This window comes from Paenibacillus sp. FSL H3-0333 (genome assembly GCF_038002805.1).
Taxonomy (GTDB): domain Bacteria; phylum Bacillota; class Bacilli; order Paenibacillales; family Paenibacillaceae; genus Paenibacillus_AQ; species Paenibacillus_AQ silagei.
On the sequence record NZ_JBBODG010000001.1, the window covers coordinates 393,413 to 418,644 of the forward strand.

Annotated in this window: 26 protein-coding genes and 1 riboswitch; of the genes, 1 reads left to right on the forward strand and 25 read right to left on the reverse strand. The window is 55.0% G+C overall.

Annotation, left to right across the window (positions count from 1 at the left end):
• Positions 1-15: 15 nt before the first annotated feature.
• From MHH78_RS01630 to MHH78_RS01730, 21 genes are all read right to left on the reverse strand, one after another.
• The gene (locus MHH78_RS01630) at positions 16-558 is read right to left on the reverse strand and encodes a GNAT family N-acetyltransferase (protein WP_341166442.1); all 543 of its coding nucleotides are present in this window, start codon (positions 556-558) and stop codon (positions 16-18) included.
• Positions 559-634: 76 nt separating this feature from the next.
• Positions 635-904, reverse strand: coding sequence for an HPr family phosphocarrier protein (locus tag MHH78_RS01635; RefSeq protein WP_036690075.1), 270 nt, complete (start codon positions 902-904; stop codon positions 635-637).
• A 97-nt stretch (positions 905-1,001) separates the two neighbouring features.
• Positions 1,002-1,931 carry a DNA-binding protein WhiA gene (whiA, locus tag MHH78_RS01640; protein ID WP_036726258.1) on the reverse strand — a complete coding sequence of 310 codons (930 nt, stop codon included), beginning with the start codon at positions 1,929-1,931 and terminating at the stop codon, positions 1,002-1,004.
• A gap of 18 nt (positions 1,932-1,949) precedes the next feature.
• Positions 1,950-2,891: a gluconeogenesis factor YvcK family protein gene (locus MHH78_RS01645; protein WP_200869550.1), complete on the reverse strand. Its 942-nt coding sequence runs from the start codon at positions 2,889-2,891 to the stop codon at positions 1,950-1,952.
• Between the two features lie 57 nt (positions 2,892-2,948).
• Positions 2,949-3,848 carry an RNase adapter RapZ gene (gene rapZ, locus MHH78_RS01650; RefSeq protein ID WP_036690069.1) on the reverse strand — a complete coding sequence of 300 codons (900 nt, stop codon included), beginning with the start codon at positions 3,846-3,848 and terminating at the stop codon, positions 2,949-2,951.
• 45 nt (positions 3,849-3,893) lie between these two features.
• The gene (locus tag MHH78_RS01655) at positions 3,894-4,844 is read right to left on the reverse strand and encodes an ROK family glucokinase (RefSeq protein ID WP_036690067.1); all 951 of its coding nucleotides are present in this window, start codon (positions 4,842-4,844) and stop codon (positions 3,894-3,896) included.
• 201 nt (positions 4,845-5,045) lie between these two features.
• Positions 5,046-6,308, reverse strand: a complete 1,263-nt coding sequence (locus MHH78_RS01660; protein ID WP_076077061.1) for a DUF438 domain-containing protein — start codon at positions 6,306-6,308, stop codon at positions 5,046-5,048.
• A 14-nt stretch (positions 6,309-6,322) separates the two neighbouring features.
• Positions 6,323-6,550: a DUF1858 domain-containing protein gene (locus MHH78_RS01665; protein WP_341166443.1), complete on the reverse strand. Its 228-nt coding sequence runs from the start codon at positions 6,548-6,550 to the stop codon at positions 6,323-6,325.
• A 214-nt stretch (positions 6,551-6,764) separates the two neighbouring features.
• Positions 6,765-8,459, reverse strand: coding sequence for a phosphomethylpyrimidine synthase ThiC (thiC, locus tag MHH78_RS01670; RefSeq protein WP_341166444.1), 1,695 nt, complete (start codon positions 8,457-8,459; stop codon positions 6,765-6,767).
• Positions 8,460-8,610: 151 nt separating this feature from the next.
• A riboswitch (TPP riboswitch) is annotated at positions 8,611-8,717 on the reverse strand.
• Between the two features lie 49 nt (positions 8,718-8,766).
• Complete coding sequence (gene trxB / locus MHH78_RS01675; protein WP_076077056.1) at positions 8,767-9,720, reverse strand: thioredoxin-disulfide reductase; 954 nt, start codon at positions 9,718-9,720, stop codon at positions 8,767-8,769.
• 46 nt (positions 9,721-9,766) lie between these two features.
• Positions 9,767-11,215 carry a tetratricopeptide repeat protein gene (locus MHH78_RS01680; RefSeq protein ID WP_340827736.1) on the reverse strand — a complete coding sequence of 483 codons (1,449 nt, stop codon included), beginning with the start codon at positions 11,213-11,215 and terminating at the stop codon, positions 9,767-9,769.
• A gap of 166 nt (positions 11,216-11,381) precedes the next feature.
• Positions 11,382-12,329, reverse strand: a complete 948-nt coding sequence (locus MHH78_RS01685) for a ribose-phosphate diphosphokinase (protein ID WP_036726251.1) — start codon at positions 12,327-12,329, stop codon at positions 11,382-11,384.
• A gap of 23 nt (positions 12,330-12,352) precedes the next feature.
• Complete coding sequence (gene hisJ, locus MHH78_RS01690) at positions 12,353-13,180, reverse strand: histidinol-phosphatase HisJ (protein WP_341166445.1); 828 nt, start codon at positions 13,178-13,180, stop codon at positions 12,353-12,355.
• 14 nt (positions 13,181-13,194) lie between these two features.
• Entirely contained in the window at positions 13,195-13,914 is a 720-nt protein-coding gene (gene hisIE, locus MHH78_RS01695; RefSeq protein WP_341166446.1) for a bifunctional phosphoribosyl-AMP cyclohydrolase/phosphoribosyl-ATP diphosphatase HisIE, read from the reverse strand.
• Positions 13,911-14,669 (reverse strand): imidazole glycerol phosphate synthase subunit HisF, encoded by a 759-nt coding sequence (hisF, locus tag MHH78_RS01700; RefSeq protein ID WP_341166447.1) that lies wholly within the window; start codon positions 14,667-14,669, stop codon positions 13,911-13,913. The genes hisIE and hisF overlap by 4 nt, the downstream gene beginning before the upstream one ends.
• Before the next feature lie 25 nt (positions 14,670-14,694).
• Positions 14,695-15,444: a 1-(5-phosphoribosyl)-5-[(5-phosphoribosylamino)methylideneamino]imidazole-4-carboxamide isomerase gene (hisA, locus tag MHH78_RS01705; RefSeq protein ID WP_341166448.1), complete on the reverse strand. Its 750-nt coding sequence runs from the start codon at positions 15,442-15,444 to the stop codon at positions 14,695-14,697.
• Positions 15,445-15,485: 41 nt separating this feature from the next.
• Positions 15,486-16,106 (reverse strand): imidazole glycerol phosphate synthase subunit HisH, encoded by a 621-nt coding sequence (hisH, locus tag MHH78_RS01710; RefSeq protein ID WP_341166449.1) that lies wholly within the window; start codon positions 16,104-16,106, stop codon positions 15,486-15,488.
• Position 16,107: 1 nt separating this feature from the next.
• Positions 16,108-16,719, reverse strand: coding sequence for an imidazoleglycerol-phosphate dehydratase HisB (gene hisB / locus MHH78_RS01715; protein WP_076077043.1), 612 nt, complete (start codon positions 16,717-16,719; stop codon positions 16,108-16,110).
• Complete coding sequence (gene hisD, locus MHH78_RS01720; RefSeq protein WP_076077040.1) at positions 16,706-18,016, reverse strand: histidinol dehydrogenase; 1,311 nt, start codon at positions 18,014-18,016, stop codon at positions 16,706-16,708. Before hisD ends, hisB begins: the two co-directional genes overlap by 14 nt.
• A gap of 36 nt (positions 18,017-18,052) precedes the next feature.
• Entirely contained in the window at positions 18,053-18,697 is a 645-nt protein-coding gene (gene hisG / locus MHH78_RS01725) for an ATP phosphoribosyltransferase (protein WP_036726240.1), read from the reverse strand.
• Between the two features lie 60 nt (positions 18,698-18,757).
• Complete coding sequence (locus tag MHH78_RS01730) at positions 18,758-19,975, reverse strand: ATP phosphoribosyltransferase regulatory subunit (RefSeq protein ID WP_036726347.1); 1,218 nt, start codon at positions 19,973-19,975, stop codon at positions 18,758-18,760.
• Between the two features lie 269 nt (positions 19,976-20,244).
• Here MHH78_RS01730 and gntK point away from each other — a divergent pair, with 269 nt between their 5' ends.
• On the forward strand, positions 20,245-21,783 hold the full coding sequence (gene gntK, locus MHH78_RS01735; protein ID WP_445668080.1) for a gluconokinase: 1,539 nt from the start codon (positions 20,245-20,247) through the stop codon (positions 21,781-21,783).
• 92 nt (positions 21,784-21,875) lie between these two features.
• Here the strand turns inward: gntK and MHH78_RS01740 are convergent, their stop codons facing one another.
• From MHH78_RS01740 to lgt, 4 genes are read right to left on the reverse strand one after another with little or no spacing between them, the layout of a single operon-like run.
• Positions 21,876-23,033 (reverse strand): acyltransferase, encoded by a 1,158-nt coding sequence (locus tag MHH78_RS01740; RefSeq protein WP_341166451.1) that lies wholly within the window; start codon positions 23,031-23,033, stop codon positions 21,876-21,878.
• Complete coding sequence (locus tag MHH78_RS01745) at positions 23,033-23,524, reverse strand: acyltransferase (RefSeq protein WP_341166452.1); 492 nt, start codon at positions 23,522-23,524, stop codon at positions 23,033-23,035. The genes MHH78_RS01740 and MHH78_RS01745 overlap by 1 nt, the downstream gene beginning before the upstream one ends.
• Positions 23,521-24,180: a pyrophosphatase PpaX gene (gene ppaX / locus MHH78_RS01750; protein WP_076077032.1), complete on the reverse strand. Its 660-nt coding sequence runs from the start codon at positions 24,178-24,180 to the stop codon at positions 23,521-23,523. The genes MHH78_RS01745 and ppaX overlap by 4 nt, the downstream gene beginning before the upstream one ends.
• Before the next feature lie 8 nt (positions 24,181-24,188).
• Positions 24,189-25,220: a prolipoprotein diacylglyceryl transferase gene (lgt, locus tag MHH78_RS01755; protein ID WP_076077014.1), complete on the reverse strand. Its 1,032-nt coding sequence runs from the start codon at positions 25,218-25,220 to the stop codon at positions 24,189-24,191.
• Between the last annotated feature and the right edge of the window lie 12 nt (positions 25,221-25,232).

Here is a 25,232-nt window from a genome sequence, read left to right on the forward strand (position 1 = left end):
TACGATATTTATTTTTTATTTGTTCCCCGTCCCGATCCAGAACCGGCGGATGACATTTCCGTCCTCCTCTATATATTCGCTATCCTCGATACCGCCATTCCTGCGGATTGTCCGTTCCGATGCGGTGTTGACGGAGTCACAGACTACGAGTGCCTGCTCGATACCCAGTTCACCGGCCTTCAGGAGCGCCTGCTTCAGAAGCTCACTGGCATAGCCTTGTCTGCGTGCAGAAGGGACGATGCCATAACCGATATGCCCGCCAGAATGGAGCAACCTTTCGGTCAGCCGGTGCCTGATGTTCACAGCCCCCACTACCCGTTTGTCCGTGGTCACCAGCCAGAAGGTTGAGCTGCTCACCCAGCCGTCCGGTATATCTGTACCACGGGCATACCCGTGAAGAGCCTGAATCATACCGTCAAAGTCAGCGGGGTCCATCTCTGTTACCCAGGGTACAAACGGCTCCCCGCTGGCCTTCCACTCCTCATAAAAGGCTAAATACGGCTCTCTGAGCGCCTCAGCAGGCTCAACTAATGATACTTCACCGTCTTGAATCTGCATCCGCATACCTCTCCTTATCCTCTAAAGCTGATATGAAAAAAAGCCCCTAAGGGCTTTTGGTTAGACCATGTAGCATTTATTGATTCTCGAGCTCTTCCTTGCTTACCAGACTGGTCAAAGCGGTTACAGCCTGTTCCGCGTCTGCACCGTCTGCGCTGATATGAATCTCCGTACCGGAACTGATCGCAAGGCTCATAATGCCCATGATACTCTTGGCGTTCACTTTTTTATCGTCTTTTTCCACGAAAATCTCCGACGAAAACTTATTAGCTTCTTGCACAAACAATGCTGCCGGCCGAGCATGGAGCCCCGTCTTCAACCGAACAACTACCGGGTGCTTTGTCATGAAACGCTTACCCCCTATTTGAGATCTGCCCAAAAATTTCACATTAATTTTATAATATTATATCATTATAACGCATACCGCACTAGAAAAAAAATAATCAGCCGCCGCGGACCTTGTCCGCCAGCTCATCAATTTTGCGCAAACGGTGGTTCACACCCGATTTACTGACCGTCCCGCCCAGCATATCCCCGACTTCCTTGAGGTTAATATCCGGGTGCGCCAGTCTGATCTCGGCAACCTCCCGCAGCTTATCCGGCAGACTTTCCAGACCCACCTCGCGCTGCAGCAGCTTGATGTTCTCAATCTGGCGTACCGCCGCACTGATCGTCTTGTTCAGATTGGCCGTTTCGCAGTTCACAATCCGGTTGACCGAGTTGCGCATATCGCGCATGATCCGCACATCCTCGAATTTGAACAGCGCCTGATGAGCGCCGATCAGACTGAGGAACTCGATGATCTTCTCGCCTTCCTTGATGTATAGGATGAAGCCTTTTTTGCGTTCTATACAGCGGGCATTCAGGTGAAATTCACCAGCTAGCTCAACGAGCGCCTTGCAGTGCTCCTCATACATGGAAGCGATTTCCAAGTGGTACGAAGAGCCCTCCGGGTTATTGACCGAACCGCCGGCCATGAAGGCCCCGCGCAGATAGGCACGCTTGCAGCAGTTCTTGCCGACAATCTCCTCATCAATCCCGTCTGTGAAAATAAAACCCTCAGAGACAATCCGCAGATCCTTCAGGATCTCCTGGACCTGGTTCGGGATTCTTACAATATAGACGTTATTCTTCTTCAAACGCATTTTTTTACGCACGAGCAGCTCGATATGGACCTGGTAATATTTCTTAAGCAAAGAATATACCCGCCTTGCAATCGCGGCGTTCTCCGTCGAAATGTCGAGAACCACCTTTTTGCTCGAAAGCTGCACCGAACCATTCATTCGGATCAGCGCTGACATTTCCGCTTTCTCGCAGCAGGGCTGGCTCTCGACCATCGTCAGCTCTTTTTTGGTAAGGGCCGCAAAAGACAAGGGGCTCACCTCTTTCATTTAACTCTTTCTGTCAATCCAATCCTTCACCAGCTGGAAAATATGGTGACTGAGCTTATCTGTATCATGCCGCAAATAGGTTTTAAATAATACCAGCTTGTCAGCAATCACCTTATACCCGTTGCCGTCCACGGCCTCACGGTCAAGCTGTACCGGACGGGCACCCTTCTCGGCGTATTTGATCTGCACCTGCTCCGGGATCTCCCCGTCATTGACGATCACATAATCGAACAGATGCAGCCCGATATGGTCATATACGGCCTGTAGATGGTCATTAACCGTGTAATTATCCGTCTCACCCGGCTGGGTCATTACATTGCATACAAAAATCTTAATGGCCTCGGAAGCTACCACGGCTTCTGCCAGCTTCGGCACCAGCAGATTCGGCAGAATGCTGGTATACAGACTGCCCGGACCGAGCAGAATAGCATCTGCGTTGCGGATAGCCTCCAGCGCCTCCGGCAGCGGCTCAACATCCACCGGCTCCAGAAATACGCGCTTGATGACGCCTCCCGCCTCCGGGATTTTGGATTCACCGGTAATCAGCGTTCCATCCGCCATCTCGGCGTGCAGGATTACCGCCTCTCCGGCCGCAGGCAGCACACGGCCGCGAACGGCGAACAGCCGGCTAAGCTCCCGGACTGCTGTAACGAAGTCCCCCGAGATGTCAGTCAGTGCAGCCAGAATCAGATTGCCCAGGCTATGCCCGGCTAAGCCTTCTCCGCTGCTGAAGCGGTACTTCATAATCTGTGCCATCAGAGGCTCAACGTCAGCCATAGCCGTAAGTACGTTGCGGATATCCCCGGGCGGCGGCATCTGCAGCTCACTGCGCAGAATCCCGGAGCTTCCCCCGTCATCTGCGACAGTTACGATCGCCGTGATATCCAGCGGCTTCTCCTTCAGCCCCCGGAGCATCACCGAGAGTCCGGTCCCGCCACCCATCACGACGATCTTTGGACGCTGTCCTTGTTCTTCAGCCACTATTCATCCCTTCTCTCATCAATGCCGGTCGCGTTCGGAGTCCCGATGGCTGACTGCCACCGCTTCCGTCTCGCTAACCCCCAGCATTTTGCCCAGGTATTCGGCGATGGCTACCGAACGGTGTTTGCCGCCCGTACAGCCGATGCCGATAATAATCTGGGATTTACCTTCCTTGCGGTATTGCGGAATAAGGAATTGAAGCATATCTAGCAGCTTGGTCAGGAATTCTTGCGTTTCAGGCCATTTCATTACGTAGTCGTACACCTCGTTGTCTTGGCCTGTCTTGGGCCGCAGCTGATCCACATAATGCGGATTAGGCAGGAAGCGGACGTCGAATACCAGGTCAGCATCAATCGGAATCCCATACTTGAATCCAAACGAAGTAATGTTAACCGAGAGGGTGCTTTTCCCGAGGTGGGAGAAGCGTGACACTATTTTTTCTTTGAGCTGAACCGGCTTCATGCTGCTGGTATCCAGACACAGGGTAGCTGAATTCTTCAGCTCCTCCAGCATCTGGCGCTCCATGCGGATGCCGTCCAGCGGCATGCCCTTCGGAGCAAGCGGATGATGCCTCCGGCTCTCCTTGTAACGCTGTACAAGCACTGAATCTGTGGCGTCCAGGAAAAGGATCTCACACCCGATCGTTGACTCGTCCTTGATGTAGGCCAGAGACTCCGACAGGGCGGTGAAGAATTCCCGCCCCCGAAGGTCGATGACCAGCGCCACCTTGGCGATTTTACCCTTGGACTGCTCAATCAGCTCAGCGAATTTCGGGATTAGCACAGGCGGAAGATTATCCACGCAGAAGAACCCCAGATCCTCCAGGCTCTGCACGGCAATCGTCTTGCCCGCACCCGACATGCCTGTAATGATAATCAGGGTGGCATGGGCGGGCAGGGTTTGCTCGAGGTCGGTCATTACAGCATCCCTCCCTATGATTAGTATATGAATAATTCCGGTCTTTTAAGAACGCAGCAGCAGGCCTGCCGCACCAATAATACCGGCGTCATTGCCAAGCGCTGCAGGTACAATCGTAACACCGGTCTGCAGAGGGGCAGGCGCCAGCTTGGCGAATACCCGACGGACTTCATCGAACAGAATATCGCCTGCCTTGGAGACTCCGCCGCCGACGATGAATACTTCAGGGTTCAGAACCGCTGCAACGGAAGCCATTGATTTGCCCAGGTAGAAGGCCGCCCGGTTCACAATCCGCAGCGCAGCTTCATCGCCTGCCTTGGCGGCATCGAATACTTCCTTCGCAGCGATTTTTTCAACGGTGGACAAGGAGGTCCGGTCCCCGCGTGCTACAGCATCGTTCGCCATACGGATAATGCCTGTCGCTGAGGAAACGGTTTCCAAACAGCCCATGTTCCCGCAGCCGCACTGGATCGCTTCCAGATCGGGCACCACGGAGATATGTCCAAGCTCACCGGCCAGACCGGCAAATCCCTGATACACCTTACCATTAATGATAATACCGCCGCCGACACCCGTACCGAGCGTATAGCAGACACAATTCTCTATGCCGCGCCCTGCACCGCTCCAGGCTTCGCCCAGTGCAGCCACGTTGGCATCATTGTCTATTTTGACTGGCTTGTTCAGGCGACCCTCCAGAATGGAGCGGATCGGCACATCTCTAAATCCTATGTTGGGCGCAAGGATGATGATACCTTCACGAATATTCGTAAATCCGGCCAGTCCCGCACCGACACCAGCCAGCTGGTCCCAGGAGTACGGAGAGTCCTCCACAATCTGGCGTACATACTTCTCGATATTATCGATGACAGCATCGACGCCATCCGCAGTCCCTGTCGGACCTTCGTAAGTGTGCAGCAGGCTTCCCTCGGCATTACAGATTCCAACCTTAATCGTGGTACCACCTAAATCCACGCCAACGTAGATATGTTCAGACATGTTACAAGCCACCTTTTTCTATGCTAAAATAGTTAATCCTACGTACCCACTATAATAGAACCCTCCCCTGCGGTCAAGGAAAGGCGATACACCCGGGGCAATGGACTTCAGTTCTTATTTGTTAACAAAAAGACTTTCTCACCAGGCAGGCAAGAAAGTCCGTTCATTCTCTTCTATTGTAGGGTGCCAGATACCTTAATGCTATTCGGACAAAATCCGCTTCTGGCCCTCAAGGGCACGGATCGGTGCGATATTCTGGGTGAATTCCAGCGTCCCCATATAACGGCCTTCTGCATCCCGCACGGCGAAATAACGGATATAGATGAATTTATCCTTGATGTTAATCCAGAAATCCTCGGCATCCTTCACTCCGGCTTTGAAATCAGCCAGCAGCTTCTCAACAACATGCACACTTTGCGGCGGATGGCAGTTCTGTACGGTGCGGCCGATAACGGCCTTCGTCCGGGCGAAGATCCGTTCCTTGCCATGCGAGAAGTAGCGGACGACATCGTTCTCGTCGATAAAGGTCAGATCCACCGGCAGATGATTCATCAGCGTCTCGAGCTGGTGGAGCGACAGCAGTCCGGTCTCAAACCGGATGAAGCCCTGCGGGGACAGGCCTTCCCCTTCTTCCGCCGGAACATCAGCACCCTCAGGCTCCGCTGCACGCTCCGGTATCCATTCCTGATCGGGCGCAGTCAGGCAGAAGCCGATTTCATCGCTTTCGCGGGCGATCCGGACCCACTCATCCTCAGTCAGCTTATCCAGCGCCATCGGGAGCAGAATATTCTCTTCTTTGAAGATCATCTCATTGACTTCCTTAATGATCTCCTCCAGTGCGGCTGTAATCTGCCCGCTGTCCCCGTTATAGGCGCTAAGCGCCTTCTTGGCTTCCTTGATCATATTGCGGATTCCGTCATCCACTCCCCACATTACCTTCGTAGGACCGTATATGCCGTACTTCTCCAGGTAGGGGAAGAGCAGATTCTCCTTGCGGCTGTAGTGCTTGTCGAGATCCAGCAGCAGACTCAGGTCCTCCAGCAGCTTGAAAATAATCTCCTCGGTGGCGTTCTTCTTGAACTTATCTGCATGCAGCTCCAGCCGGAAGTTGACCAGACGCTCGATCTCGCGGTTCTCCAGCTTGAACGTATGCACGGGATGACCGGGCTGCTCCTCGGGCTTAGATGAACGGTGAATCTGTTCAATCGAGCCTTTGAAAATTGCCGTATGCACAGAGCAGAGGCGCTGTACTTCCTCTACCGGAATGCCTTCCTCGGTCATCAGGGAGTGCTCCATGGCGGAGATTTCCTCCACCGTAACATCGCCTACCGCCTCTTCAAATCGCGCCTTAACCTCCTCCACGCTTTTGCCCGCATGCAGCTCCTTGATGATCTCTCTCAGCATAGCCTGGCGGCGTGTCTGTTCCGGAATATCGACCTCGCGGTTATTAATCAGTTCGCTCATCGCAATCTCTCCTTCTATTCTATAATCTCGAAACCATGCTGCTGAAAGGCCAGCCGAACGGTTTCCAGCTCTATTTTCTTTAATTTCATTCCTTTGGACAGGGTCATCAATCTTCCTGCAGTCTGCAGCATTCCAGGCTTCGCAATATCACGGAATCCCAGCTCCACCATGATCTCCACCACTTCCAGGTGCCTGGTTACCAGTTCAAAGACCGATTCATCCAGCTTCAACGCTTTGCTCATCCTTTTGCACACCTCACTAATGAGAATTCTTCTCAACACCAGCTTAGCATAGGGTACAGGGGTGAATTGTGATTGTAATCACTAACTACAAAAAGACTATCCCCGCCAGCCATTCAGCTTGGGGGATAGCCTTAGAATAATACGTTTCCGCTGTATTCACGGCCTCTCGGCCATGAACAACGTACCTACATATAGATTAGGTCATGCAGCTAAGTTACAGTGATTGGCTCCATCTATGGGAATTCCGGATATCATGCGAAATCCGCATGCTGCAGAATTTAGGGCCGCACATCGAGCAGAAATGCGCCTGCTTTGCCCCCTCCGCAGGCAGGGTCTCATCATGATACGCCTGCGCCCTTTCCGGGTCCAGGGAGAGATGAAACTGGTCGCGCCAGCGGAACTCGAACCGCGCCTTGGACAACGCGTTGTCCCGGTCCTGCGCACCCGGATGTCCCTTGGCGAGGTCTGCGGCATGTGCAGCGATTTTGTAGGTAATGACTCCTTCGCGCACATCATTCTTGTCAGGCAGGCCTAAATGCTCCTTAGGTGTAACGTAACACAGCATTGCCGTTCCAAGCCCCCCGATTATCGCTGCCCCGATGGCCGACGTGATGTGATCATAGCCGGGTGCAATATCCGTAGTTAGCGGACCGAGGGTATAGAAAGGAGCTTCGTGGCAAATCTCAAGCTGCTTGTCCATATTCTCCTTGATCTTGTGCATTGGCACATGGCCCGGACCTTCTACCATAACCTGAACATCGTGCTTCCAGGCAAGCGCAGTCAGCTCTCCCAGCGTCTCCAGCTCGGCGAACTGAGCTTCATCATTGGCATCGGCGATAGAGCCGGGACGCAGGCCATCCCCCAGTGAGAAGGCCACATCATACGTCTTCATGATCTCACATATATCTTCGAAGTGTGTGTACAGGAAGTTCTCCTGCTGATGAGCCAGGCACCAGGCAGCCATAATCGATCCGCCCCGGGATACGATGCCGGTCATTCTCCGGGCAGTGAGCGGAATATAGCGCCGCAGCACCCCGGCATGAATGGTGAAGTAATCCACCCCCTGCTCAGCCTGCTCAATCAGCGTGTCGCGATAAAGCTCCCAGGTTAAGTCCTCGGCTATACCGTTCACCTTCTCCAGCGCCTGGTATATGGGCACTGTCCCGACCGGCACAGGAGAATTGCGGATAATCCATTCCCGGGTGGTATGGATCTTAGAGCCGGTGGAGAGATCCATGATGGTATCAGCCCCCCAGCGGGTCGCCCACCGCATCTTCTCCACCTCCTCTTCAATAGAAGAAGTGACCGCCGAATTTCCGATGTTGGCATTGATCTTCACCAGGAAGTTACGGCCGATAATCATCGGCTCACTCTCCGGGTGATTGATATTGGCCGGAATAATAGCACGGCCCGCAGCCACCTCATCCCTTACGAACTCTTTCCGGGTATTCTCTCGGATCGCAATATACTCCATTTCCGGTGTGATGATCCCTTGCCTTGCATAATGCAGCTGAGTCACATTGCCGCCTACATAGGCCCGCCGGGGATTCCTGCACAGTCCTGGATAAGCTTCTGCGGCAGCCCCTTCTCTGCGGATTCCGTTATCCTCCGGCCGGACGGCTCTTCCGGTGTACTCCTCCGAATCGCCACGCTCCGCGATCCAGCTTGAACGGTGCGGCGGCAGTCCCCTCCGAATGTCCATCTCCTCCGCGGCATCCGTGTACATACCGCTTGTGTCATAGACACACAGCGGAGCATTTTCCTCTTCCCCGGCAACGCCTTCGGTTCTGCTGAGGCTGATCTCCCGCATCGGAACCCGGATATCCGGGCGTGAGCCCTCCACATACACTTTACGGCTTGCGGGGAATCCGGAAAGATCCACCTCTTCGTTCTTCATCATTTCTGACATTCCAATCTCCTCCTCTTCACTCTGTGAGTCAATCAGATAAGATGTCACGCAGCAGACTGAGCCGAAGAATCTATAGATTCCTGCAAGTCAAAAAGCCGCTCCACCTGGAGCGGCTTTATTAAAGGAACAGTCAAATAAGACTGTATTCAAAAAAGGTCCGACTCCACTTTCCTACGCTGGTATGATCCAGATCAGGTTCAAGGGTCCGGAAATTCAATTTTCCCGTCTCAGCCTATTCAGGCTCCCCTAGTGGGTATCTTATCTAATTAAATACATTTTACCTGTATGGGTAATTCTTGTAAACCCGTTATTTATCCAGCGATTCGCTCCAGTCGTGCACCATCGTGCCTTCCAGGAACTTCTCGGCATCCATAGCGGCCATACAGCCGGTTCCCGCTGCCGATATCGCTTGACGGTAACGTGTATCCTGTACATCGCCGCAGGCGAATACACCCGGGATGTTGGTCTCGGTGGTACCCGGGTTCACCACGATATAACCGTTGGCATCGGTGTTAATCTGGCCGCCTAAGAAGGCTGTGTTCGGTGTGTGTCCAATCGCTACGAACACACCGTCTGCTTCTACCAGCTCTGTCAGACCTGTCTCATTATTAAGCACCGTAAGGCCCTTCACTCCGGTCTCTCCTACCGTTACTTCAACCGGTGTGCGGTTCAAGGCCCAGGTTACCTTGCTGTTGTCACGCGCCCGGTCCTGCATGATCTTCGAGGCCCGCAGCTCGGGACGGCGGTGAACCAGCGTTACGCTGGACGCAAAGCGGGTCAGGAAGCTGGCTTCCTCCATAGCGGAGTCTCCGCCGCCGACGACGACAATCTTTTTATTACGGAAAAAGAAGCCGTCACAGGTCGCACAGGTGCTGACCCCGCGTCCCACATTCTCCTGCTCGCCCGGAATGCCCAGATATCTTGCAGAGGCCCCGGTTGAAATAATAACCGACTCCGCTTCCAGTACACCCATTCCGTCCACTGTTACCTTGAAAGGACGCTGTGAGAAGTCCACCGACTCCACCCAGCCATTCTTGAATTCAGCGCCGAAGCGTTCCGCCTGCTTGCGCATATTGTCCATCAGGTCCGGACCCAGAATCCCTTCAGGGAAGCCTGGAAAGTTCTCCACTTCTGTCGTCGTTGTCAGTTGTCCCCCCGGCTGTAAGCCTTCAATGACCAGCGGGCTCAGGTTCGCACGCGCCAGATAAATCGCGGCAGTCAGCCCGGCCGGGCCTGTTCCGATTACAATCGTTTTGTACATTACATTGGCCTCCTTACAAGTAGGTGTTCTTACAACAGCAATTGCTTCAAATACGGGTAGTGGACGGCGATAAGCCGCCGGTTCCGGGCAGCATCCCCTTGGGTCCGGGAGCAGCCGCAGGCTCCTGCTCTTCGCCGGGCGAGCCGCCGGCTTCATTCAGGTTCTCCCCGATCAGCCGCTGAAGGCTGAACAATACCGCCTCCTGCAGGCGGTCCTCCTGCAGCGGCTCCTGCTCCAGAACTCCGCGCAGTACCTCGGACATCTCCTCGTCCTCAATCCAGCGGAGAGCCTCGGTCACCTGAAGCTTCGTAGCGGAATCGCCGTAGCGCAGCGCCCAGAAGAACGAGGCGCGCAGCAGCGGATTATTCCGCACTTCTTCAGTGAATCTGCCCGTATTGCCCTTCCACTGCTTCAGCTGCTCCTGGAAGGGCAGCTGATAGTTATAGCTGACAGCAGGCATAGGCTGTCCTTCTGCCCGGGCCTGCTGGAGCTGGGACAGGAAGAACGCCGGGACAGCGGAAGCAGGGTCCAGCTTGGCTGCCTGTCTCCAGCAGCGCAGCGCCTCATCATGTTTTCCGCTATTGCTTGCCGCGGCCGCACAGTAATGATACAGCCCGGCATCTCCGGCGACCTCCTCATCCTTCAGCAGACGGCGGAAATGGCTGTAAGCGGCAGCGTGCCGGCCCAGGATACCCATGGTTGTAGCCATTTTGAATACATGCTCCTGATGGAACGGCACCGTTGCTTCAAGCATACCGAGCAGCGTTTCAAGCTGTTCCTTATCTCCTGCATACTGCAGGAAGATGGCCATATTGCACAGAGCATGCAGATTGCCGGGGTCTTGCTTCAGCACCTCATTCAGACATTCCTTCGCCTTGGCGAACCGGCCCATATAGAAATGAGCTAATGCCAGATTATTATGCGCAGCCAAAAAATCCGGGGTACCCGCAGTGATCTCCTCCAGCAGCTCTACAGCCTGAGGGAACTTACCCTCCTCCAGCAGACTACGCGCCCGGTCATGCTCTACGACTCCCTCACGGCTGCGGATACGCACCAGCGGAGCAGGCCGGTTCAGCTCATATTGCAGCAGCTCCATCAGTTCTTCGGATTCGGTCATGAACTCGCCGTTAGCATCCTCTTCCAAGTAAGTGACCAGCGAACGCTCCGCCTCTTCAAAGCTTTCCATATTAGCGAAGTTATTAGCCATGTAGAAATGGCATTCTGTCATAGCGGGGTCGATTTTCTCCAGAACATGGATAAGAATCTCGTTAGATGCGGTATAATTGCCCATCTCAGATAATATACCCGCCATATTGCAATGATTCACCGGATTATCCGGCTCATATTCAACAGCTTTGCGAAAATTTCTTAATGCCTTATCATATTGAAAGCGGTCCAGCGACCGAACGGCTCTTTCAAAGAAAAAATTGGCATCCAGAGTGACCGGAATGACATTACTGTGCTCCGCGGCATTCTCTGAAGTTCTCTCTATCATGGAAGCAAGGCACCTCCCTTGTTTCAGCTTCCCTAGCCTTACCTGTTCGTTTCCATTTATGGTCTCGGCTGTCTTCTTCACACAGTATACCACATGTGGCAACGAGATTCTCAAGTCTCAGAGAGAGAGCTAACGGGAGGGAAAAGCTCAAAAAAAGACGCGGGAGTTAAATCCCCGCGTCTCTGAACAGCTTATCTATGGAACCGCCCTCGATGATAATACGCGTGGCCTCAGCCAGCATGGGAGCTACCGAGAGCACTGCGAATCTGCTGGAATGCTCGTCCGGCAGGGCAATCGAATCGGTAATGACAATCTCGTCGATATTGGGATGATCCATCCGCTCAAGCGCATCCCCGGAGAACAGTCCGTGCGTAGCACAGACGATACTGTTCCGGGCGCCCCGCTCCTTCAGGCCCTCCACCACATTGACGATCGTGGTTCCGGTATCTATAAGATCCTCTATAATGATTGGCGTCCTGCCTTCCACATCACCAATGACATGCGTAATCACCGATTCATTATGCGCCGGACGCTTCTTAATCATGATGGCGAACGGCGAATCCAGCCGGCTGGCCAGCTTCTCCGCCATGGACGCTCGTCCCGCATCCGGGGAGACCACGACCAGATCGGTAAGCCCCTTCACCTTCAGATAACCGCTAATCAGATCAAGCGCCGTCAGATGATCGACCGGAATATTGAAGAATCCCTGTATGGCTGCGGCATGCAGATCAATCGTAATTACGCGCGTTGCACCGGCGGTGGTCAGCACATCGGCGACCATTTTGGCCGAGATCGGCTCACGTGGTGCGGACTTACGCTCCTGCCGGGCGTACCCGTAATAGGGAACGATAATGTTCACCGTTCTGGCCGATGCGCGCTTGGCGGCATCAATCATGACCAGCAGCTCTACAAAAAGCTCGTTAATCGGATGAGCCAGGGATTGCACCAAAAATACGTCGCAGTTCCGGATGCTCTCTTCATAATGCACATAAATCTCGCCGCTTTTGAAACGGGTCAGCTTAATCTGGCCAAGCGGCGCACCAAGGCGCTCCGCAATATCAGCGGCAAGCTTCGGATTCGACGAACCGGAAAAAATCCGTAATTGATGATGCATAGTACCCTCCTGGGATTATAAATTTATACGTTGAACGGAACAGATGTACGGCGGCGTCCTTCAAAGACGGCCAGTTCGCGGAAGCCGGTGCGCCAGAGCATGTCCCGGGCCTCTGTTAAGCCGTCTCCCAGCTTCATGGGATCATGCGCATCAGAGCCAACCGTGAGCGGAATGCCCAGCTCAAGCGCCTGAACAAGCACATGCTCTGCCGGGAACATCTCGGCGCACGGCTTGGTCAGCCCGGAAGCGTTCAGCTCCATCGAGATGCCGCTGCGGGCAATGACCTTCAGCGTATCCAGCTCAAGCTTCTTAGCCTCCGCCAGGTCCTCCGGCGTCCGGGGTCCGTAACCGAACCTTTTGATGACGTCCATATGTCCTATAATATCATATAATCCTGATAACGCCGACTTCTGTACAGCATCATAATAGCGGCGGTATACCGCCATTACATCCTGGCCTTCCCAGCCATGGGTCTGCCGGTGGTCGGTAATGTCCCATTCTCCCAGGAAATGCACCGAGCCAATCAGATAATCCCACGGATAGGGTGCCAAAAGCTCGCGGATCTGTTCCTCATATCCCTCAATATAATCCGCCTCCAGCCCGACCCGCAGCTCAATCGTGCCCCGGTAGCGCTCCTTCAGCGTAAGGCATTCCTCCACATATCGCGGAAGCTCCGCAAGAGGCATAGCCATCTCAGGATAGTAGTGGTCCGGGTCGACATGGATCAGCGGCAGATGATCCGACAGCCCGAGCTGCTCAAGACCCAGAGCGATGCCCCGCTGCACATACTCCTCCAGCTTCCCTACCGCATGGCCGCAGCGTTCATGATGGGTATGATAATCGATGTGCATGCTGAAAGTTCCTCCTAATCGCGGCGAGGCCGTTCATGGCGGGCGCTCAGCTCTTCCAGAATCTCATCCAGCGGAAGCTTGCGCTCCTGCAGCAGCACCAGCAGGTGATAGATCAGATCGCTGACCTCCAGGCGCAGTTCGGCATTATCTTTGTTTTTGGCGGCAATGATCGTCTCGGAGGCTTCCTCGCCGACCTTCTTCAGGATCTTGTCCACGCCCTTGTCGAACAGATAGGTCGTATAGGCCCCCTCAGGACGATTCACCTCACGCTCGGCAATCACACGCTCCAGCTCACCGAGTACCGCAAACCGCCCGCTCTCTGCTTCAGCAGCATTCACAGCAGCCCCCGCAGTGCCAGTTACGGTTGCCGGTGAATCGAGCGGAATCTCGCGGAAGAAGCAGCTGTTCTCCCCGGTATGGCAGGCCGGTCCCTCCGGCACTACCTTCACCAGCAGCGTATCGCTGTCACAATCGTAATGGATCGAAGTGATCGCCTGCGTATTGCCGGACGTCCCCCCCTTATGCCACAGCTCGCTGCGTGAACGGCTCCAGAACCATGTCTGGCCGCTCGCAAGGGAGCGCTGCAGCGACTCAGGATTCATATAGGCGAACATTAATACCTCCAGGGTGCGCGCATCCTGAATGACAGCAGGCAGCAGGCCGGATTCATTCCAGCGGATGCCGGACACTGCCTCTTGCTGGCTTAGTACGATTTCTTTCTTGTCCTCGCTCATCGGATCTCTACTCCTCTTTGCTTCAGATCAGCCTTCAGATCATGAATAGCAATCTCTTTATAGTGAAAAATGGTTGCCGCAAGTCCGGCATCTGCCCGGCCTTCCGTAAATACATCATAGAAATGCTCAATTCTCCCGGCCCCGCCGGAAGCAATGACAGGAATACTCAGCAGGTCGCTGACCGCCGCCGTCAGCTTCAGGTCGAAGCCGTCCTTGGTCCCATCCGCGTCCATACTTGTAAGCAGAATCTCGCCGGCCCCCAGCCGTTCAGCTTCCTTGGCCCAGTTCAAGGCACGGATACCCGTGGGCGTACGTCCGCCGTGCGTATACACTTCCCATTCGCCCCAAGTCTCATTATATTTGGCATCCATCGCCACAACAATGCACTGGGAGCCGAAGTGACGGGCCCCTTCCAGAATCAGCTGAGGGTTATTTACAGCAGCTGTGTTGATGCCGATTTTGTCCGCTCCGGCACGCAGAATCCGCTTCATATCATCAGGTGTCGAGATACCACCGCCCACCGTGAAGGGAATGGCAATCTCACCCGCCGTCTGCCGCACCACTTCAATCATGGTCGCCCTGCCTTCCACAGAAGCGGAAATATCGAGGAATACCAGCTCATCCGCGCCCTCGCGGTCGTACAGCGCCGCAAGCTCCACCGGATCTCCGGCATCGCGAAGATTCACAAAATTCACGCCTTTTACCACACGCCCGTCCTTCACATCCAGACAAGGAATAATCCGTTTCGCCAACATGCCAAGACCCCTCCTTAGTATAGACTTACCGCAATCCGGAGGATTGGCCCAGGGTCTGCAGCGCTTCACCCAGATTAATATTGCCGGTATACAGCGCCTTGCCCACAATCGCCCCGCCGATTCCGCTGCCGCTATGTACGTTCAGGCGCTGCAGATCATTAAGGCTGGTCACGCCGCCGGAAGCGATTACGCTGCGGCCGCTTGCCTTGGCCATAGACAGAATGCCTTCCACGTTCGGTCCCTGCATCATCCCGTCGCGGGAGATATCGGTATAAATGAAGGTCTCGGCACCTTTGGCGGCCAGCTCCCTGGCCAGGTCTTCAGCGCGAACCTCCGAGGTGTTAAGCCAGCCGTGCGTAGCCACATAGCCGTTGCGGGCATCGATGCCGATAGCTACCTTGTCGCCGTATTTGGCAAGAACTGCTTCTGTAAAAGCCTGATCATTGATAGCCGCCGTTCCGATAATCACCCGGCCGACGCCGAGGCCCAGCAGCTTCTCAACATCGGCAAGGGTACGGAGACCGCCGCCTACCTGTACAGGAACATTCGCATGCTTAGCAATGGCCCCAATGATGGAATCATTCACAGGGCAGCCTGCTTTGGCTCCGTCCAGATCCACAAGATGGATATACTGCCCGCCTTGCTCTTCCCATGACTTAGCCACCTCTACCGGACTGTCGTTATAGATCGTCTCTTGGGCATAATCACCCTGCTGCAGCCGGACACACTTGCCGTCCCGGATATCAATCGCCGGATATAGGATAAAAGAAGACATGAATACTCCCCGCTTTCATTGCAATTTAGTGATTCAGACAGCTAAGCCTGCTGTCCCCGGAGCTGCAGGAAATTACCCAGCAGCTTCATGCCAAGCTCTCCGCTCTTCTCCGGGTGGAACTGCATGCCGTAGACATTATCGCGCCCCACGATAGCCGTTACCGGATATCCGTAGTCTGTGACAGCCAGCAGATCGCTGTCTGCCGCGAGTGCATGATAGGAGTGCACGAAGTACACATGCCCCTCCGTCAGGCCGGCCAGCAGAGGACTCTCCGGCTGGCGGAAGCTCAGCTTGTTCCAGCCCATATGCGGCACCTTGTAGCCGTCCCGGGGGGCGAAGCGCACCACTGCGCCGGGCAGAAGCCCCAGCCCCTTATGCTCGCCATGCTCCTCGCTGCTGCTGAACAGCAGCTGCATTCCGAGGCAGATGCCCAGCACCGGCTGGCCCGCTGACGCTGCGGCCCGGACGACATCATCCATTCCGCTCTCCCGTAAGTGCTCCATCGCATCGCCAAAGGCACCGACTCCCGGCAGAATGACACTGTCTGCCGCCAGGATCTCGGCGGCATCCGAGGTTACAAGACTCGTATACCCCAGCCGCTCTACGGCCTTGCTGACACTGTGCAGGTTGCCCATGCCGTAATCGACGATTGCAACGGCCATCCTATAGCACTCCCTTCGTTGAAGGCACGCCCTTCACCCGGGGATCTACGATAGTCGCTTCGTCCAGTGCCCGTCCCAGCGCCTTGAATACCGCTTCAATCATGTGGTGGGTGTTGAACCCGTAGTGCACGATGACATGCAGTGTAATTCTGGCTTCCAGCGCGAATTTCCAGAGGAATTCTTGAACCAGCTCTGTTGAGAAGCTGCCCACCTGCTGGGAAGGATACTCCGCCCGGTATTCAAAGTGCGGCCGGTTGCTGACATCAATGACTACCTGAGCCAGTGCCTCATCCATTGGGACAAAGACACTTGCGTAACGCTTGATGCCTTTTTTGTCGCCAAGCGCTTCCCGCAGTGCCTGTCCCAGACAGATGCCGATATCCTCCACCGTGTGGTGATCGTCGATATCGATATCGCCCCGAGCCTGCACACTCAGGTCAAACTGTCCATGCTGCGTGAACAGATCCAGCATATGATTCAGAAACGGTACATCGGTCTCCAGTTCGGAGACCCCGCTGCCGTCCACGGCAAAGGTTAGCTTGATGTCCGTTTCATTGGTTGTACGGCTAAGTCCGGCCTTACGCAGCGCCACTTCGTTATTATTGTTCTCCATTTCCGTCTCCACCTTTCGCTTCGTTCGTAAGCCGGATTTCTATCGCGCGTGCATGGCCTTCCAGTCCTTCACGCCGGGCAAGCTCCATAATCGCCGCCCCGTCGCGCAGCAGCGCTTCCTTGCTGTAATAGATCAGACTGGACTTCTTGATGAAGTCATCCACATCTACAGGCGAGGAGAACCGTGCTGTGCCATTCGTCGGTATAATATGGTTCGGTCCGGCAAAGTAGTCGCCGACCGGCTCCGAGCTGTACGGCCCGAGGAAGATCGCACCGGCGTTCTCAATTGCGCCGGTCAGCCCCATCGGGTCGTTCACCACAATCTCCAGATGCTCCGGCGCGAGCCGGTTCACCACGGAGATGCCCTCCTCAAGCGAGTCTACGACGATAATCGCGCCGTAGTTCTCGACCGAGGCCCGCGCGATTTGCTCGCGCGGCAATGCCTGCAGCTGCCGCTCAACCTCGGCAGCCACCGCCTCCGCGAGACGCTGCGACGGCGTCACGAGGATCGCCGACGCCATCTCGTCGTGCTCGGCCTGCGAGAGCAGGTCGGCCGCGATGTAGGCGGCCTCAGCGGTATCGTCGGCGAGCACGACGATCTCGCTCGGTCCGGCGATGCTGTCGATGTCGACAGCGCCGTAGACCTCGCGCTTGGCCAGGGCCACGTAGATGTTCCCTGGCCCGCAGATCTTGTCGACCGGCACGATCGATTCCGTGCCGAAGGCGAGGGCGGCGATGGCCTGCGCGCCGCCTACGCGGTAGATCTCGTGTACGCCCGCTTCAGCGGCGGCCACGAGAATATAAGGATCAATACCTTCAGAGCCGCCCGTCGAAGGCGGTGTCACCATCACGATCTCCGGCACCCCGGCGATCTGTGCCGGTATCACGTTCATCAGCACCGAGGACGGGTAGGCCGCCTTGCCGCCGGGAACATAGACGCCCACGCGCTTCAGCGGGCGGATGATCTGGCCGAGGATCGTACCGTCCGGCTGCAGATCCATCCAGGAATTGCGTTTCTGCCGCGCATGGAACGCACGGATATTCACGGCTGCTGCGCGAATCGCCGTCACGAAGGACTCCTCTACCCGGCCGTAGGCGGCCTCAAGCTCCTCCGGCGTTACGCGCAGCTGCGCTGGCGTCAGTACAGCGCCGTCGAAGCGCTCCGTATAACGGAGCAGCGCCGCGTCGCCTTCCCGCTTGATATCGGCCACGATTTCACGTACGGCCTTGTTCTGCTCCGGCGTGCCGTATTCCACCTCACGCTGCAGTTTAAATTCCTTACTGGACTGGATCTTCACCGCCGCTTCCCCCTTGAGCTTATAGTTTTGCTTATATTATTTTACCTGCAACCCCGGTTCTGCAATAACAGCCTGCAGCCGGTCGCACAGCTGCTGAATCTCCTCATTCTTCATCCGGTAGCTTACCCGGTTCGCCACCAGGCGGCTGGTGATCTCGAAGATGCTCGTCATCTCCACCAGACCGTTATCCTTCAGCGTCTGGCCGGTCTCTACCATATCCACAATCCGGTCAGCCAGCCCGATCAGCGGTGCCAGCTCGATGGAGCCGTTCAGCTTCACAACCTCCACCTGCTGGCCTTGCTCACGGAAATACCGCGAAGCCACGTTCGGGTACTTGGTAGCTACCCGCTGCTGAATGCCCGGCTGCCAGTTCGGAAGACCGATAATCGACATCCGGCAGCGGGCGATCCCGAGATCCAGCAGTTCGTACACATCGCGGCTCTCCTCCAGCAACACATCCTTGCCGACAATACCGATATCCGCCACTCCATACTCTACATAAGTGGGCACATCCACCGGCTTGGCCAGAATGAACTCCATTCCGGCCTCCGGCAAGGAAATCACCAGCTTGCGCGACTCTTCTCCGTCCGGAGGAATCGGCAGTCCCGCCTGGCGGAACAGCTCTGCCGCTTTATTGTAAATCCGGCCTTTCGGCATGGCTACCTTAAGAATCTGTGCCATCAATACCCGCCCCCGTTTCGTGTGTACTCATCATTTCAAAACCACCTGCAGCAGCTCCGCTCACCCATGCTCGCTGACAAACGACACGAACGTGTAGATCTCGCCGTACAGCTCGCCCTCTGCCTGAATAGTATCTGCATCCAGCCGCTTCACGGTCTTCAGCTCCTCCGGGCCTGTTGCCAGCCGTGTAACCACAGCATGCCCTTCCGAGCGCAGCCTCGCAGCCTCGGCCAGACCCTCCTGGCGCCGCAGTGCATCGTACTGGACCAGAATCGGCAGCTCTTCCTCTTCCAGCAGCCCGGAGACTCCATCCAGAATACGGTTGGTCTTCAGGGAGAAGCCGGTGGAGGGAATCGGACGCCCGAATTGCTGCAGCAGGTTGTCATACCGGCCGCCGCTGCATACCGGGAAGCCCAGCTCGGAAGCATATCCCTCGAAGGTCATGCCTGTATAGTAAGAGAAATCACCGATCATCGTCAGATCAATCAGCACATGCTCCGAGACACCGTAAGCAACCAGCACCTCCCAGACCTTGCACAGATGCTCGATCGACGCGCGCGCCACCGGATGGTTGCTCAGCTCCAGCGCCTGACCGCAGATCTCCTTCCCGCCGCGCAGCCGCAGCAGTCCGTCCAGCTCCTGCTTCTGGGCAGCAGACAGCTCAAGACGCCGCAGCGTCTGGCGGAAGGCTACATAATCGCGGCTGAGCAGATGGCTCTTCAGCTCCTCCTGAGCCTGGGGCAGGCCGGATACCGCCTCCTGGAAGAGACCGTCGAGGAAGCCCACATGTCCAATTGCTATTTTAAAAGACTTTACGCCCGCCGCCTGCAGTGAAGCAATTGCTAGCGCGACTACCTCCGCGTCAGCCTCCGGCGAATCATCACCGACAAGCTCTACACCGGTCTGAAAGAATTCTGCCTCCCGCCCGGCCTCTTCTTCAATGGCCCGGAAGACGTTGGCATGGTAGGACAAACGCAGCGGCAGCGGCTCATCCTTCAATAGAGAGGAGACCACACGGGCTACAGGTGCCGTCATTTCTGAACGCAGCACCAGCGCCTGCCCACGGTTGTTCAGCAATTTATACAGCTTCTGATCAGATGTAGAGCTGGCTACACCGACCGTATCGTAATATTCAAGAGTAGGCGTAATCATCTGCCGGTAGCCCCAGCGGCTCATACAGTGAAGTACATCCTTCTCGATCTTGCGCAGCTTCGTTACCGCACGCGGGAGATAATCTCTTACGCCGGCAGGCTTTTCAAATCCCTTTGGTTTGGCCATCTTCATTGTTCACCTCATCGGATATGTTAAAGGGTATCATCAAATGCTTTATCATGGTAAAGTGGTAGCAAAGTAAAGTAGTGGCAATATCGTATCACGGACCATCCTTTTGCGTCAACAATTCGCTTGAATTCCAGAGTTCCTTTTGCCACCGGGATAAGCGGCGAATATAATAAGTTAATATGATTGTACTTTATTTCCTCCATTAAGTATTCCCGGTACCTAATTCAGAAGCAGAAAGAAGGACTGACGGCTTGAGTACATCCTATATGATTGGCGTTGATATTGGAACCACCAGCACGAAGGCTGTCCTCTTTGAGGAGAACGGAACAATTGTCGCTCAGAGCAATCAGGGCTATCCGCTGCATCAGCCCTCCCCCTCTGTTGCAGAACAAGACCCGGAGCAGATTCTGGAAGCCGTAATTCATACCATAGCATCGGTCATGCAGGAGAGCCTTGCAACACCTGAATCCATTCTGCTGGTCTCGTTCAGCTCCGCTATGCATAGCGTCATCGCTGTAGATCCTGCGGGTAAGCCGCTGACCGCCTGTATCACCTGGGCTGATAACCGGAGCAGCCGCTATGCCCGGCGGTTGAAGGATGAATTGAATGGACATGAGCTGTACCTGCGGACAGGAACGCCTATACACCCTATGTCTCCAATCACCAAGCTGATGTGGCTGGGCGAGGAGCAGCCCGAGCTGTTCCGGCAGACCTACAAGTTCATCTCCATCAAAGAATATATTTTCTTCCGGTTGTTCGGAGAATATGTGATTGACCATTCCATCGCCTCTGCCACCGGCATGTTCAATCTGGAGAAGCTCGACTGGGACGAGGAGGCGCTCCGGATTGCCGGTGTTACTCCAGAGCGGCTATCCCGTCCGGTCCCGACCACCCATATCCTGCAGGGCCTGCTTCCGGAGCTTACCGGAAAGCTCGGTCTGCTCACGGACACTCCGTTTGTAGTAGGCGCCAGTGACGGCGTTCTGTCCAACCTGGGCGTAGGGGCAATGGAGCCGGGGGTAATCGCTGCAACGATAGGCACAAGCGGTGCCATCCGTACTGTAGTTGACCATCCGCTGACCGACCCCAAAGGACGGATCTTCTGCTACGCCCTGACAGACAAGCATTGGGTGATTGGCGGCCCCGTGAATAACGGGGGGATGCTCTTCCGCTGGGTGCGTGATGAGTTCGCTGCTTCTGAAGTAGAGACGGCGAAGCGCCTGGGCATTGATCCCTACGAAGTATTAACCCGGATCGCCGAGCAGGTGCCGCCCGGCAGCAACGGACTGCTCTTCCATCCGTATCTGACCGGAGAACGCGCACCGCTGTGGAATCCTGATGCCCGCGGCTCCTTCTTCGGGTTAAGCATGAATCACCGTAAGGAGCATATGATCCGTGCGGTGCTGGAAGGTGTCATCTTCAATATGTACACCGTATTGCTGGCCATGGAGGAATGTATCGGTGAGCCCGTTAGAATCCTGGCTACCGGCGGCTTCGCCCGCTCGGCGCTATGGCGGCAGATGATGGCGGATATTTTCGATCAGGAGGTAGTCGTCCCTGAGAGCTTCGAGAGCTCTTGCCTCGGCGCTGTTGTACTGGGATTATACGCCATCCGGCGGATCGATTCCTTGGATGCTGTCTTCAGCATGATTGGCTCCACTCACCGGCATGAGCCTGTTACTGCCCACGCCAAAGCCTACAAACAGCTGCTGCCCATCTTCATCTCGGTATCCCGCAGTCTGGAGGATCAGTATCAGGCTATCGCCGACTTCCAGCGCGAGCAGGCGGGAGAACAGCCCGGCTAACGTGTTTTCCAGAACCGCCTGCTTACAGCAAAGCGCCGGACAGCCGCAGATGCGGCCAGCCGGCGCTTTCAATATATGAACTTAGCCTAAGTCTACACTGTCGCCTTTGGCGCTGCTGCAGGCTTCTGCGGTGCAGAGCCGAACACCATCCAGGCCGGCTTCACATAACGGAAGGCAAGAGCAACCACTAGCCAGGAGCCCAGGAGGGCCACCAGCCAGCCGCCCGCTATTGCCGCCGTATAGGCCAGCGATCCGCCGTGGAACGGCAGCTTCCGGTACATGAACAGCAACAGCGGATGGAGCAGATAGATACCGAAGGAGCATGCCCCGGCCGAGAGCAGCAGTCTGCTCAGCACGCTGCGTCCTGCCCCGTACAGCAGGAAGGACAGCTGGAACAATACCAGACAAGAGAGCAAGGCATGCAGGTTCGAGAACCCTTCGTACCATAGACTATTGATTACTGTTTTCTTCGTATAGTTGTTATACCACAAGACCACATGGTAAGCTCCGGCAGCCGCCCATAAGAGCCATAGTACCACCCAGCTTGTCCCTTTACCGGAACGCCAGCCTTCGCGGGAGGGAACCAGCCACTTTTTCAAGGAGCTGTAGTAGATCGCAATCGCCGCACCTAACAGGAAATACGAGAAATACGTAATGGCCAGACTACCCTTGGACAGCTGCCAATACCCATGGTTCACCATATATTTGTTAAGCAGCACGAAGCCCCACTGTAGAGCAAGCCCGATCACCGGTGCCCATGCCGCGAGATGCCGGACTTTTTGCAGACACCAGAGTATCAACGGGAACAGCAGATAGAACTGGATAATGATGATGATATAGTAGAGATGTGTATACGCCGTACCCGTCCATAGATACTTGAAGAACTTCCCGCCCATCTCCTGAAGAGGCATCCCCCAGGTATGACCGGCCGTCATTTTCAGTCCAAAATACAGCACCGTAAACACAAGATAAGGCACAATAATATAGATCAGTCTGCGGCTGTAGAATTTGGCCAGTACCTTCCCGCCCAGCGGACGGTCAATATAATTGTAGAACAGGACGAACCCGCTTAAGAATATAAAGGAAGGCACCGCAAACTGGCTGAACTTGTTAATAAACAGAAACGGAGGGAACATGGAAGTGCCCAGTGTCTCAGCCAACGTGCGTGAAGTGGCATGGATGGCGATCACCGCAAAAATAGCGATTGCCCGAAAAATATCAAGCTGTGGAATTCTTTCCTTTTGAGCCATTATGATTCCTCCTGTTTACGCAGCTCGCGGAGCGGATTCCCCCCGACGAACGAACCGGCAGCAACATCTTTGTGAACCACCGATCCCGCCGCAACCGTAGCCCCATCCCCAATCGTAACCCCAGGGAGAATAGTCGTGTTAGCCCCAATCATTACATTCTCGCCGATCATAACTTCACCCAGCCGATACTCCTTGATGAGATACTCATGAGCCAGGATCGTAGTGTTATAGCCGATAACCGTGTTCTCCCCAATAGAGATCTTCTCCGGAAAAAAAACATCCACCATCGCCATAAGTCCAAACGCAGTATGCTTGCCTACCTTCATCCCGAGTACCCGGCGGTAAATCCAGTTCTTGAGCGGCAGAATCGGGCAATAGCGGGCAATCTGGATAAAAATAAAATTGCGCACACCCTTCCACGGGCTGACCGTGCGGTAAATATGCCAGAGCGAATTATGCCCCTCCATGGGATAACGGGTTATCTTTCTCACGGCTGCATAGTCTCCTGCTCCACAATAGAGTACAAATCCTTCATCTCCTGGATGATGTAATCCGGTTCATAGGTGCGCAGCACAGCCTCACCCTTAAGCGACCAGGCCACAGCGGCTACACGAACCCCTGCTGCCTTCGCAGACTGAATATCGACAGCACTGTCGCCAACCATCAGTGTCTTGGCTGGATCAACACCCAGATTGGCCACTGCCGTGAGCACCGGCTCCGGATGCGGCTTCGGATGAGTCACATCATTCACCGTAACAATCGTCTCCATATATTTCAACAGATCGAACATTTCCAGTGACTTCAATGTGTTAGGCCGGATCTTCGTGGTCACAATCCCAAGCTTGATTCCCCGGCGCTGCAGCTCCTCCATCGTCTCATTCACATGGGGAAAAGCTTGGACCAGCTCATCATGATGCGCATTGTTGTACGAACGGTAGGACCGTTCCAGCACACCTATATCCTTCGGCTCCAGGCCGGAGAATGCGCCTAGCTGCTGCTGAAGTGTAGTTCCCATCAAGGGAATGATCTGTTCCCGGGTCAGCGCCGGCAGGTTATTCTCCTTCAGCGCATGCATGAACGAATTGATGATCAGCTCATTCGTATTCACAATCGTTCCGTCCAGATCAAATAACACGCATTCTATCATTGATTGTATTACTCCTTTGTTTCCTTATCTTTAGAGGGATCTTCCACCGGCTGAACTGGCTGAGAAGGCTTCTGAGGCGTATTCACAGCACTCTCTGGAACTACCGCATCTGCCGCTGCCGGTTTGGTACTGATGATCGGGTCTGAGTAGTAAGGCAGCGGCCGGACGCTTACGCGCCGGATAATGATCAAGGCGATTGCCGCAATAATAATCAGCAGCGACAATAATTGCGAGACACGAATATTGCCATACGCCGGGTCAAGATACCCCTGCTCGAAGCCCAGCCACTTCATCGGGCTCCATAGCGCATTAATGAATGAGGCCGCTCCGCTGCTGCCATTGAAGGCAAGGCTGTCCGTCCGCAACGCTTCAATGAAGAAGCGGCCGATGGAGTACCAAATTAAATAGGATACGAAGATCTCTCCGGCACGCACAAATTTCTGACGTCGCAGAACGAACAGCAGCAGGATCCCGAGCAGGCACCAGAGTGACTCATACAGGAAGGCCGGGTGATGGAAGGCATCCCCTATGTACATTTGATTCACAATGAAATCCGGCAGATGCAGCTTGTCGCGCAGGAACGACTCCTCCACCACGCCGCCGTAAGCTTCCTGGTTCACGAAGTTCCCCCAGCGTCCGATCATCTGACCAGCCAACAGTCCCGGTGCACAAATATCAATGAGCCGCCAAGCCGAGTAGCCTTTATAGCGGAAATAGATCACTCCGCAGACAACTGCTCCGATCAGCGCACCGTATATTGCAATACCGCCGTTCCAGACCTTGAAGACATCCAGCAGGTTGTCCTTATAATCCTCCCATTTGAACGCTACAAAATAAATCCGCGCAGCAATAATGGCCGATGGCAAGCCCAGCAGCAGCATATCCATGAAGAACTCCTGCGAAATGCCGTACCGTTTGCCTTCTTGAATACATAGGAAGAGCCCGGTAAGCGCACCAAGACCCAGAATCAGGCCATACCAGTGAACCGGCAGAGAACCAATCGAGAAGACAATCGGGTCAATCGCTAGTGAATAAAACATGCTCTCACACTC

Excerpts from the sequence above, each read along its gene's own strand:
- MHH78_RS01630 (WP_341166442.1), bottom strand. The coding sequence starts at position 558 with ATGCAGATTCAAGACGGTGAAGTATCATTAGTTGAGCCTGCTGAGGCG.
- MHH78_RS01635 (WP_036690075.1), bottom strand. The coding sequence starts at position 904 with ATGACAAAGCACCCGGTAGTTGTTCGGTTGAAGACGGGGCTCCATGCT.
- MHH78_RS01645 (WP_200869550.1), bottom strand. The coding sequence starts at position 2,891 with ATGGGTGGCGGGACCGGACTCTCGGTGATGCTCCGGGGGCTGAAGGAG.
- rapZ (WP_036690069.1), bottom strand. The coding sequence starts at position 3,848 with ATGACCGACCTCGAGCAAACCCTGCCCGCCCATGCCACCCTGATTATC.
- MHH78_RS01655 (WP_036690067.1), bottom strand. The coding sequence starts at position 4,844 with ATGTCTGAACATATCTACGTTGGCGTGGATTTAGGTGGTACCACGATT.
- MHH78_RS01660 (WP_076077061.1), bottom strand. The coding sequence starts at position 6,308 with ATGAGCGAACTGATTAATAACCGCGAGGTCGATATTCCGGAACAGACA.
- MHH78_RS01665 (WP_341166443.1), bottom strand. The coding sequence starts at position 6,550 with ATGAGCAAAGCGTTGAAGCTGGATGAATCGGTCTTTGAACTGGTAACC.
- thiC (WP_341166444.1), bottom strand. The coding sequence starts at position 8,459 with ATGTCAGAAATGATGAAGAACGAAGAGGTGGATCTTTCCGGATTCCCC.
- trxB (WP_076077056.1), bottom strand. The coding sequence starts at position 9,720 with ATGTACAAAACGATTGTAATCGGAACAGGCCCGGCCGGGCTGACTGCC.
- MHH78_RS01680 (WP_340827736.1), bottom strand. The coding sequence starts at position 11,215 with ATGATAGAGAGAACTTCAGAGAATGCCGCGGAGCACAGTAATGTCATT.
- MHH78_RS01685 (WP_036726251.1), bottom strand. The coding sequence starts at position 12,329 with ATGCATCATCAATTACGGATTTTTTCCGGTTCGTCGAATCCGAAGCTT.
- hisJ (WP_341166445.1), bottom strand. The coding sequence starts at position 13,180 with ATGCACATCGATTATCATACCCATCATGAACGCTGCGGCCATGCGGTA.
- hisIE (WP_341166446.1), bottom strand. The coding sequence starts at position 13,914 with ATGAGCGAGGACAAGAAAGAAATCGTACTAAGCCAGCAAGAGGCAGTG.
- hisF (WP_341166447.1), bottom strand. The coding sequence starts at position 14,669 with ATGTTGGCGAAACGGATTATTCCTTGTCTGGATGTGAAGGACGGGCGT.
- hisA (WP_341166448.1), bottom strand. The coding sequence starts at position 15,444 with ATGTCTTCTTTTATCCTATATCCGGCGATTGATATCCGGGACGGCAAG.
- hisH (WP_341166449.1), bottom strand. The coding sequence starts at position 16,106 with ATGGCCGTTGCAATCGTCGATTACGGCATGGGCAACCTGCACAGTGTC.
- hisB (WP_076077043.1), bottom strand. The coding sequence starts at position 16,719 with ATGGAGAACAATAATAACGAAGTGGCGCTGCGTAAGGCCGGACTTAGC.
- hisG (WP_036726240.1), bottom strand. The coding sequence starts at position 18,697 with ATGGCACAGATTCTTAAGGTAGCCATGCCGAAAGGCCGGATTTACAAT.
- MHH78_RS01730 (WP_036726347.1), bottom strand. The coding sequence starts at position 19,975 with ATGGCCAAACCAAAGGGATTTGAAAAGCCTGCCGGCGTAAGAGATTAT.
- gntK (WP_445668080.1), top strand. The coding sequence starts at position 20,245 with ATGATTGGCGTTGATATTGGAACCACCAGCACGAAGGCTGTCCTCTTT.
- MHH78_RS01740 (WP_341166451.1), bottom strand. The coding sequence starts at position 23,033 with ATGGCTCAAAAGGAAAGAATTCCACAGCTTGATATTTTTCGGGCAATC.
- ppaX (WP_076077032.1), bottom strand. The coding sequence starts at position 24,180 with ATGATAGAATGCGTGTTATTTGATCTGGACGGAACGATTGTGAATACG.
- lgt (WP_076077014.1), bottom strand. The coding sequence starts at position 25,220 with ATGTTTTATTCACTAGCGATTGACCCGATTGTCTTCTCGATTGGTTCT.